This window comes from Parasutterella muris (genome assembly GCF_943193095.1).
GTDB classification, from domain to species: Bacteria; Pseudomonadota; Gammaproteobacteria; order Burkholderiales; family Burkholderiaceae_F; genus Parasutterella; species Parasutterella muris.
Window position 1 is genome coordinate 1 of sequence record NZ_CALPCV010000044.1, and the last position, 10266, is coordinate 10266.

The window sequence follows — 10266 nt, forward strand, 5'->3', positions numbered from 1 at the left end:
AGGGGTATAAAATCAATTAGTTAAATTGAAGATGAGACTATTTGTAAAAATAGCTCCTAGAATTTTGGGAATTCAGGCTAGAAGTCAGCCTCTTCTTCGTCGTCTTCATAGTCCCGTATCTTTTCCGGCTCTGCATCAGGAACCGGGACTCCAAGAGCTTCAAATAGCATCCGCCTGAAATTTTGCGTTTTTGAGGTATCTATCAAACCCTACACTACGAGATCGGATTGAAGCTCTTCCTGGTCGTCGATATCTTCCTCGCCGTCGTAGTCCTCAGAGAGCTGAGCCCCGGCTACAGGGACAGGAACTCCAAGAGCTTCAAAATAGCGGCGCCTTTTACCGGCGACCTCGCCAAAGTAATTCCCCTCATTGAACCGTATCAGCTGGACATTGTTTAACAAGGCGAGAATTGCTCCGTCACTCTCGTAGACTACGTTGATCTTTTGATTTTTGTTCGCGTTAAAGGCATATTGCTTTATCCGACAGCGCACCATCATGGAAATAGCTGTCGCCAAGAACTGCACAAAGATCTTACCGGCTAGTGTCCCGTTTCTCGAAGTACGATTCCTCGAGCAGCCCAGGCGATACTTGAGAGTTTTAAAGGCATCTTCCACTATCCAACGTTCTTTGTAGGCGATCCAGGCCTTGCGGGTGTCTTTTTCAGTGTCGCTCACAAGCACTCTGTATCCCTTGAAGGCGAGATACTGCTGCACCTTGCTGTTGACGACGCAGTAGCGGCCGTCATCGGCCTGCGTAAAGAACTTCTCCAGAAGAGTAGTTTCATTGTCTTCAAGTGCTTTGCCTTGATCCAGCTTGCGGCGTACCGTATCAAGCCGCTCCAGAAGCGTTTCGGAAGCTTCCTCTGCGCACCGGCGGTCAAAGAAGATATGCCAGTAGAGTTTTCGTCTTTCGTCGTTTCGCGCTTTTTTCCCTTCTATCGGGTATGGGTCGAAGCGCCACTCCAGCTCTTGGGTAACGCAAGCCGTACGTGTGAACCAATCACGACGATTAAGGTCTTCAAGGGCGCTGCGGGACTGTTCAATTAACTCCTGAGCGAGGCTTCCCTTTGCCTCACACCGCATATTGAAGATAAAACTCACGCCATTTCTCAGGCAATCATTGATGTTGTTGGTGCTGCAATAACCTTTATCCGACACCAACATCACATTTTCCAGTTTCAATCGGGCATTGTCTGCTATGACCCTTCTTACGGTACTGACATCAGGCACATTACCATCGTAATAACGGTAGTAAACAGGTAACCCGGTTTCCTGGTCAACGAGAAGGAGAAGATTGATCTGCGGTAGATAGTCTTCGTCCTTGTTGAAGCCGTATTCCACATTTGCAAGCTTTTTCGAGTAGCTTGAAATAGATGTTGAGTCCAGTGCAAGAACAATCCTGCGACCTTTTCCTCCGGCTTGCTTCTCTTCAAGCCAAGCGCGGTGCATCGCCCGAAAGAATACCTCTATGCGCTCCTCTCCAACGCGGTCAAAGAGCCGACTCAATGCTGAGGAACTCAAGGAGCGCTGCCACGGAAGCCTTGTCGTTTCGGCAAAAGAAGCATAACGACTGACGTTATTGTCTGCGTTGAGAATGATGAAATAGGCGAGTGAGAGAATCTTACGGCAGTCGTTGAAACGCGGAAACGCTTCTCGCAGAGCGCCTCCCAGAGGGGACGCCTGAACTATCCTGTCCAGCGCCCAGGTCGCTCCGGCATGGAGTGTCTTGACTGAAAGAGCCTGAGTTAGTGTGAGACCATTTTCCCCGAGCGGCGTGAAAACATATTCCTTGCCTTTGCGCTCGCAAACAAAGTTTGCAAGTTCCGGTTTTTGTTTCAGAAATTCATCGTTCCACTTAATACGTCCTTCCTTATTTCCGGAAATGATGACTCCAACCTTGCGGCTTTCTGTGCGGCGCGAGCGTTTCTTGAGAGGATCCCATATGTTTTTGTACGTAAACAGGTAGTAATTCGAATGACCTGATTTCAAGATCAAGGGAGGAAGTTTTGGATATTTCATGATTGATACCATAAAAAGAGTATCTATATTTTACATGAAAAAAGACTATTTGGGAGAAAATTTCGTTAAATTTCAATAAGTTTTTTATACTTTGACTTGGTTGATTAAATTTGAAGTATCAAGAAACGCAAAAATTCAGCTGCGGCTGACGCCGTAATCCTTTGCTAATTCCCATAATTAAGGGATTGGCGTAGGTTTCGAGAGCGAGGACTTCGGATGAAGGCACTTCCTTTTGTGGTCAAAGGATTGTACCTTGGCCTGATAGTTTTATGCTAGTGGCGACAGATTTAGAACGATGCGTTTTATCTGTTCCTTAAAGCGGCCTCGGAGTGCGAATCCTTGGCCGTTTTGCTTTGTTATTTACCGATGCGGTTGACTGAATTCTCAAAACAAACCGGTCAATTCCAGTTCAAAAATCGCACAAATCGGGTCAGTGGCGAAATTTTAGCAAACTATCTATTAAATTAGCGGGATATTTATCCAAGTTAACTTATGGGTAACGTTAGACTCTAGGAAAAATGATTACACGTTATTACTAATCAAATAAACCCTAAAACAAGAGAAGTACTATTTCTCAGGAGTTTTATTTAGAGGGAAAATGTAAGCGTATTACATAAATAAATCCCGAGGTAAGAAATATGCATGATTTAATCCTTAAATCGTTATTACGCAGGGGGGGGTATAAGGCTTTAGCCCTTTTGCTTATTTCCCCCTTTTCTTTCAATACATTAGCTTCTGAACTTATTGGCGATCTAGGAAGTGTCGAAAACCTAGGGGCCGGCTACCAAATTATCGGAGATATCTCCTCTTCTATTAGTTTGACAGAAAGAAATAACCGGACGATGGCTTTGTTCCGTTCTTCATTGGAACAAAACATTTTTTCTACTGTGCCTCAATTGCACATCTCCGCTAAAGGCGGAAAGGTTTTTAAAAGCGCGGGAAAACAAACTATTGCTTTAACAGGCCAAACAATTATCTCATCTGAAACGGGAAATATATTTCATACTGATGGGGTTGGATCTTCCCAAATTATCACTGGTAATTTTAAAGAACTGTTAGCTAATGTTGGAGCCAATAAGCCCTCACGCCCAGGATTTTTGTTATTCGGCTATGGCGTTTCAGGAAGTGATGGAGGCGTTATTTACAATTCGCACGGTGAACAGATTTTAGGTAAATCACCCACCGAACCCGAAGGTGTAATTGAGAAGATTTCAATTAACTGTTCTTTAACAGGAACTCAAAGTTCAACTGGTAGGGGAGTTGCTGTCAGGAATTTTGAAGCTGAAGCTCGACAAATGATCTATATGCCTATTGAACAGATAGGAGATGAAGATCAGCCTTTTACAGCAGGAGTTGAAGATGTATATGGGAAGCAGCAATACATCCATAGAATCGGAACAATCTATGCTACTAATTTTGGAATAGCCGGCGGAACTATTGCAATGACCTCCGATAGAGGAGAGCAAAGAATTAATTCTGTCGACAGAATTCTTGTCAGTGACGCAGTTAGTAATATCTCAGGAGGCGCTTGGACTCCCGAGGGAGATTATGTCTCTACGATTTTGCCGGTTGTAGGAATTTACAACTGGAGCGATAGCGGAGCTGCAAGAGGAGACGAACGAGACATTGGAACACAGTACATAGGATTAACTCAGGAGATTAGAGTTCAAGCTTCAAAGGTTAATGAGAGCTATGGAATCTACAACCGCGGCGGAGTCCAAACTATAGAATCCAAACCAACCGGTACAGGTTTACGGGAATATGTGGATATACATGTAGATAATTCCAAAGCAGGCAGCAGCGCTTTTTCTGTATTCGTTAATCCATTAATGGACGGGGATGCATTTGAAAAAGCAGAGACATCAACCTGGCTAAAAGGCAATTTTCGTATTCTGAAAGGAGATGTCGTAGTAGCTAATACAACCACATCTCAAAATTTATATCCAAGTAATTCGACCTTATATTTGATAGCCGACGATTCCCACAGGAACCAATTGATTTTAAGCGATAACGTTAACCTTATCGTAAGCAAAGGCGCAAAGGATGTTGAGCTTTCTAAACTAACGACCCAATTAGTGTTGGGGGATGATAGACACGAAACAACTGAAACATACAACGTTGCGTTGGGAAAGTACAGTTCCATTAATGATCAAGGTGTATTTCGCGGTAGAGGACTGATTTCGGCTTATTTTGATAAAGATAGTTTCGAGGCAGCTAAAGCAAACGACACTGAAAATACAAGTGGAGAGGGTAATTTAAGATGGAATTTCGTTGGTAAAGGTTACGGAATCATAAGCGGAGGGGTTCTTCTGAAGAACGTGGAAAAAACTCTAGTCAATAATAATTCCCATTTAGATGTTCAGATTCCTATTTCAGCCGATGATGTCCCTGATGAGCACTTTGCATATCAGATCATGCGTTCAGCCGTGAATAATCTATTTGTCAATGAGGGTATTGATAATATACGAGAGCGTGTAGATTTAGAAAAATGGGAAGACGATAAGGGAGTCTACGAAAAATATAAGTACATAGCCGGTAAAGTCTATATTAATGAAGGCAAAATCAATGGCGGATATGAAGAAGAGTATTACTATGAAGATCCTGAAATAGTTGGCAATCAAAACAATATTCGGGACCCTCTAGACTTAGCTACTCTTAAATTGGTTCCCACTGATGGCCAGTTGGTAGACGAAAACGGAAATTTTACTTCTTACACGGCGTCCGATAGAAAAGTCACTTTAGCTCTTGAGTCAAATCCTCGCACAAGTTATAACGCTGTATATTTAGAAAACGAACCCAAAGACCCTGACTCGGCCGGAGGATCTACAGAAGAGCCTAGCGACTCTCCCTTAGATACCAACATTGCGGCTGGCGGGGCAGGAGATTTGGATAATTCAAATCCAGATGATCCAAACGATGAGATACCTGCGGCAGGAACTCCTCTGACCTTGGTAGTACAGGACGGTAAACTCGGATATACAAACAAAGCTGGAGATTTCAAAGAAATAACAGTTAATGAAGAAGGTCAGTTCGTGGATGAAAATGGCTTTCCTTTAGCTATCACAGTTACCACCGATAATGCCAAAGCACTTTATGCTTGGGAAGGAGAAATAGGCGAAAAAATCTTTGAAGAGACTGTGCAGGAAAAAGATCCTCCTAAAGATCCCCCTAAAGACCCTCCTAAAGAACCATCGTCTACTGTCAATGCTATCGACTCTGTAGCTTTGTCAGACTATTACCTTTGGCGTTTAGAAAATGAAACTTTGTACCAGCGAATGGGTGAGGTGCGAGATAGAGCTGATCTTGAAGGCGGTTGGTTTCGAGTATTAGGCGGGAAAAATACATTAGACAAAGGAAATCACTACTTTAAGCATGAGTACTATGGTATTCAACTTGGTTTTGATCATGTCTTTAATAAAGAAGACGGCGGAAGTTGGATATTAGGTGGCGGATTAACTTATACGCGCGGTAAAACAGACCTAAGAAATAGTGGCAGCGGGAAAAATTGGCTTGGCTCAGTCTCTCTGTACGGAGTAAAAAAATTTAATAACAATGCCTACTTAGACTTAATTTTTAAAGCAAGCAGAATTCATCATGACTATACAGCGATAAGCAATAAGATGAGATACCTTTCGAAAGGAAAATATCATACATATGCTTATCAGATTGGAGCGGAGTTTGGCAAAAAGTTCATGGTGAATGATGAGTGGTACATTGATCCACAGTTGCAATTAAATTACGGCCATATTAAAGGGGCAAAATGCAGAACTAGTTCAGATATAAACGTCAGAACTTCCGGACTCAATAGTCTGATTGGGCGCGCGGGCGTTTCAGTCGGACGTGAATTTAAAGAAGGAAGTGCCTTCGTAAAAGTTGACGCTCTGAGGGAGTTTTCAGCGAAGTACAAAGGTACTTACTCACTAGATTCAGGAACCAAAAACAAAACCGAAATAAGCCTGAAAGATACATGGGGCGAGATAACAGTCGGCGGTAGTTACAACTTCCGCAAAGATGTGTTTGGTTTTGCTCAAGTAAAACGTTCTTTCGCTTCCGATGTCAAGCAAGAATATCGAGCAGACATAGGATTGCGTTATGTTTTCTAATTCCAAATAATGTTAGAGGGGTTGGAGTCTACAACTCCAACCTGAGAAGCTTATGAAAAGAAAATTGTACTTTTTATGTCTGATGGCCAGTTTGTCTTCTGTAGCTCTGGCTCAAACAAACAGTGTCCAAGATGAATTAAAGCCCGTTCCTGAAAACAGAATTTTTATTCCACACTCTCAGGAATCAGGAACTTTCCCATTGTATCTAGAGACGGGAGAAGCAACAGGAGAATGCGGTATAGGATTATGGCTGGACGGCCAATTAACTATGGTTCTATATCCTCGAGAACGTTCTGTACTTTATCTTTCTTCTGGTTCTCATGAGCTGAGAGCATCTTTTGAACCGCTTCCAGAAAATCCTCAAAGTGAAGAGGAGAAAAAGCACTTTAAATACTGTAAGAAGAATAAACCGGAGACCTTAGGGTTCGTTAAAACAATTGAGAGCAAGCGCGGAGAACGAATTGTTGCAAAAGTTCGATCTAATCAGGGTTATCTATACCGCATAAAAACAGAAAGAAAAGACAACCAAGAAAAACTGGGAAATTGAGTTTTTCCCCTATCCCACTTTAGCATTCTGAAGATAGGATTGCGTTGGGATTAATGGAAACAAAAGTTGTAGTTATTGTCTTATTTGGATCATAAAAATTTTGAAAGTTTCCTCGGTTTATAGATGGTCTGGGATGTAGCAAAATTGATATCAATTTTGCTACATCCCCTTCTTTTTTCAGGCGATATTTGTTTGAGTATTTATCGGTTAGCGGGTTTCAGCTGATAAACCTTGGAAAAGTCCACGTCTCTGGCAACAAAGATACCGACACGTTCGCCCTGTTTCAGCATCACGTAAAGATGACGTCCAAGAGGTATTGAACTATCGAGATGCTATGCTTGATGGTCTGGATGAAATTATCAATAAAAACAGGAATATCTCTTTATCCTTTGTGAAGGGCTTGCATTCCAAGCTGCTAGATGGAGCAAGAGGCATGTATAAAACTCCAGGTGAGCCAAGAAAAGTACAGGTACACATTGGGCGCCCTGGAGATGGAATTGAGAAGGCAATTTATATTCCGCCAAATCCATTTTTATTGCAATCTTTGTTAGACAATTGGCTTTCATTTCTCTCACGAAATGATTTGAACCCAATTGTTCAGGCAGCTGTAAAGCATGCTCAATGAATTCTCTCAACCATTCGAACGGTGTTCTCAAGTGTTCGAACGCCCCTCTCATAATAGTAGCTAGCTAATTGTTCTGCCAGTTGAGTACGGTGTTCTCACTGGTTCGAATGCTTAGCATGTTTCAGTTTTTTCCGTTGGATTGTAGTCTGAGGTCCTTAAATTTTTTAGGGACAATTTATGGAACAATCTTCAATGGAAAAGATCAAGAAAATTGCAGCTCTGCTGAACTTGAATCAACCGTATTCGAAAATTGCAGCTTCCGTCAGCGTATCGAAGTCAACTGTCTCAAAATACGCAAACCAGATCAAAGCATCCGGCTTGACGTACACGGAGATCGAAAAGACTGATTCAGCCGTATTGGAAGAGCTGCTGTGTTCTCACATTGACGCAAAGTACCGAGAAATCGATACAGATCACGTCATAACTCAGCTTGCAAACGTCAAGTATGCAACCAGACAGCTTCTTTACGAAGCATACAAGGCATCTGACCCTAGTAGCGCCTGCTCGTATCCGACGTTCTGCCGTCAAATAGATAAGGCAATGAAAGCTAAAGCTCCGAAGGAGGTTTATACCAACTTGGAGCGAGTACCCGGCGGCTCGATGGAAATCGATTTTGCCGGCGAGCTTATCAATTGGGTCGACAAGCATGGGAAAAGCCGCAAATCCAAACTGTTTGTTGCCACAATGACATTTAGTCAGAAGATGTTTGCCTGCGCTTTTGACGATGAAAAACAGCACTCCTGGATGCAAGGGATTGTCAAAGCCTTGGAGTTCTTCGGCGGCATTCCAAAGACGCTTATAGTCGACAACGCCAGGAGCCTTGTCATGTCGCATAAGCAAAGCAGAATCGATTACTCTCCAATCCTGACCAATCTGTGCGAATACTACCGGATCAACACCTTTGCTTGTCGGCCGCGAAGTCCAAAGGGCAAGAACCGCGTAGAAAACAGCGTTTTACACTTCTATCGGCATGTGATAGCGCCTCTGTCGATGCAGGGTCCGATAAGAGCGTTTGATCTGTCTGATCTGAACGAGCAGATTCTTGAGAAGGTACGTCAGTTCAACGAGCGTCCGTTCACAAAGAATCGCCAAAGCAGTCGCGAAATTGAATTTGCGGCGCACGAGAAAAAAGCGCTGGCAAGTCTTCCCATCCTTGCCTTTGAAGTCGGCAGCTGGAAGTACTTAAAGGTTGACAAAGGGCACTGTATCAGGCTCACTGAGGACTGTGGTCATCGTTACAGCGTTCCTGCCAGCCACGTAGGTAAAAAAGTCTCTGTGCTGAAGACAGCCGAAAATGTCTTCATTTACGACATTGAGACCGCCGTCTGCATTGGCAAGCACAAGAGATTGCTTGAAGCTTCAGGCCAGAAGACGCACATTCTGCCTGAGCATCTGACGGCAAAGGAAAAGCACCAACGGCTCAGTAAGGATGAATGGGCACAAGAGCTGATCGACTGCGGCTACAACGAAAGTACGGTTGTAAACGTCTTGGAGATCAAGTGGGAATCCGATCAAATGAACGCCCGCAGATTCTGCTCCTGCCTAAGGCGGCTTGCAAAAATAGGATCGAACCGGCTTGCCAATGAAGCCCTCGGCGTTGCGCTCGAACAAAAGTTCCTGAGCTACAGCTTTATCGAGAACTTTGTGAATATGCGAAAGAAAGAGCTGCTTATGGGCTTAGATAATTCCGACAAAGACCAGGACTATAGGACTGTTGAACATGAAAACATCAGAAATAACTACTCATGATAAAAAAATTCTGCGTCTCAGCGAGTTGTGCAAGAGGCTGAAAATGCGTGCCGCTTATGAGCGCTTCTGTGCGATTCTTACTGATCCTGACGCCTGTCAAATGCCTTTGCTTGACTGCGTCATCGAAGGGTTGGAATATGAGGTTGAAAAGCGAGACTCGAATGCACTAAACCGTCGTCTTAAAGAAGCAAAAATCTGCTTGCCAAACGCTCGTCCTGACACAATCGACTTCAGCATTGAAAGAGGATTAGATAGAAATCAGGCAGAGGCGCTCCTCACGATGCAGTGGATGGAAAGGCACCAAAACATCATTATTACCGGAGCTGCCGGATGCGGTAAAACCTTCCTTGCGTGCGCCTTAACTAATCAGGCCTGCATGAAAGGGAAAACAGCAAGGGTAGTCAGAATACCCCTGCTGCTTAACCAAATGTCTGCGTCACATCAGATCGTCGAAACATACTTCAAAAAACTCAAGGAGTATAAAAATGTTGATCTGCTAGTCCTCGATGACTGGGGCATCGGACAGTTAGACGCCAGATCCAGAGAGGATCTGCTGGAAATAATAAACGAAAGATACATGTACGCAAGTACTATCGTCACAAGCGTGCTGCCGGTCAGTAAATGGGCTGAATATATCAACGACCCGACTTACTCCGACGCAATCCTGGACAGACTCGTCAGTGTCTCCCACAGAATCGAAATGTACGGTGCCTCAGTCAGGCAAATGGAACAATATGGAGGCGTGCAGAAATCCTAAAGGTCAATAGAAGAAGTTAATTGCAGGGCCAAACGCGTTTTAACGCTTGTAGCCGCCTGTTTTTAAGGCCGTTAAGCAGTGTGCTTAACGGCCTTTGTACAGCGTATTAAAGAAGAACGGCGTCAAGTCACTTTCGCGGCATAATGCTGTAACCTCGCTGGCGCTCCGTTACAACTTATCCCACGTTGGCTTGACACCGTACGTGCTCGCAAAATCACTGCAAACAACTATAAAAATAGCTATCACAAAATCTTGTAAACTACAGGTCGGCCCAACGGTTAAAACTGAGCGTTCGAACCTGTGAGAATTTGATTTACCTATCAACGTTGACGCATCAGCCGACACTGAAAATTAGCTCCGTTCGAACGCTGAGAATCGTCGTTCGAACCATGTCATTTCCTGAAATCGGTTGACTACTTGATGTTGTTAAACCTAGTTAAAGTTTACTGTTTAAAGAGTAATCCCTG

The 10266-nt window shown here is 43.6% G+C and carries 6 protein-coding genes; 5 read left to right on the top strand and 1 reads right to left on the bottom strand.

Features of this window, described 5'->3' with window-relative positions; translation table 11 throughout:
• Positions 1-209: 209 nt before the first annotated feature.
• Positions 210-2018, bottom strand: a complete 1809-nt coding sequence (locus NFR90_RS11110) for an IS1634 family transposase (RefSeq protein ID WP_251453076.1) — start codon at positions 2016-2018, stop codon at positions 210-212.
• A 638-nt stretch (positions 2019-2656) separates the two neighbouring features.
• On the opposite strand from NFR90_RS11110, the gene NFR90_RS11115 reads away from it, so the two are divergent.
• From NFR90_RS11115 to istB, 5 genes are all read left to right on the top strand, one after another.
• The gene (locus NFR90_RS11115; RefSeq protein ID WP_251453078.1) at positions 2657-6121 is read left to right on the top strand and encodes an autotransporter outer membrane beta-barrel domain-containing protein; all 3465 of its coding nucleotides are present in this window, start codon (positions 2657-2659) and stop codon (positions 6119-6121) included.
• A gap of 52 nt (positions 6122-6173) precedes the next feature.
• Positions 6174-6668 (top strand): hypothetical protein, encoded by a 495-nt coding sequence (locus tag NFR90_RS11120; RefSeq protein WP_160336333.1) that lies wholly within the window; start codon positions 6174-6176, stop codon positions 6666-6668.
• Between the two features lie 334 nt (positions 6669-7002).
• On the top strand, positions 7003-7293 hold the full coding sequence (locus tag NFR90_RS11125) for a Fic family protein (RefSeq protein WP_160336332.1): 291 nt from the start codon (positions 7003-7005) through the stop codon (positions 7291-7293).
• Between the two features lie 177 nt (positions 7294-7470).
• Positions 7471-9042, top strand: coding sequence for an IS21 family transposase (istA, locus tag NFR90_RS11130; RefSeq protein ID WP_251453080.1), 1572 nt, complete (start codon positions 7471-7473; stop codon positions 9040-9042).
• Positions 9014-9799, top strand: coding sequence for an IS21-like element helper ATPase IstB (istB, locus tag NFR90_RS11135; protein WP_277612818.1), 786 nt, complete (start codon positions 9014-9016; stop codon positions 9797-9799). Before istA ends, istB begins: the two co-directional genes overlap by 29 nt.
• The last annotated feature ends 467 nt before the right edge of the window (positions 9800-10266 follow it).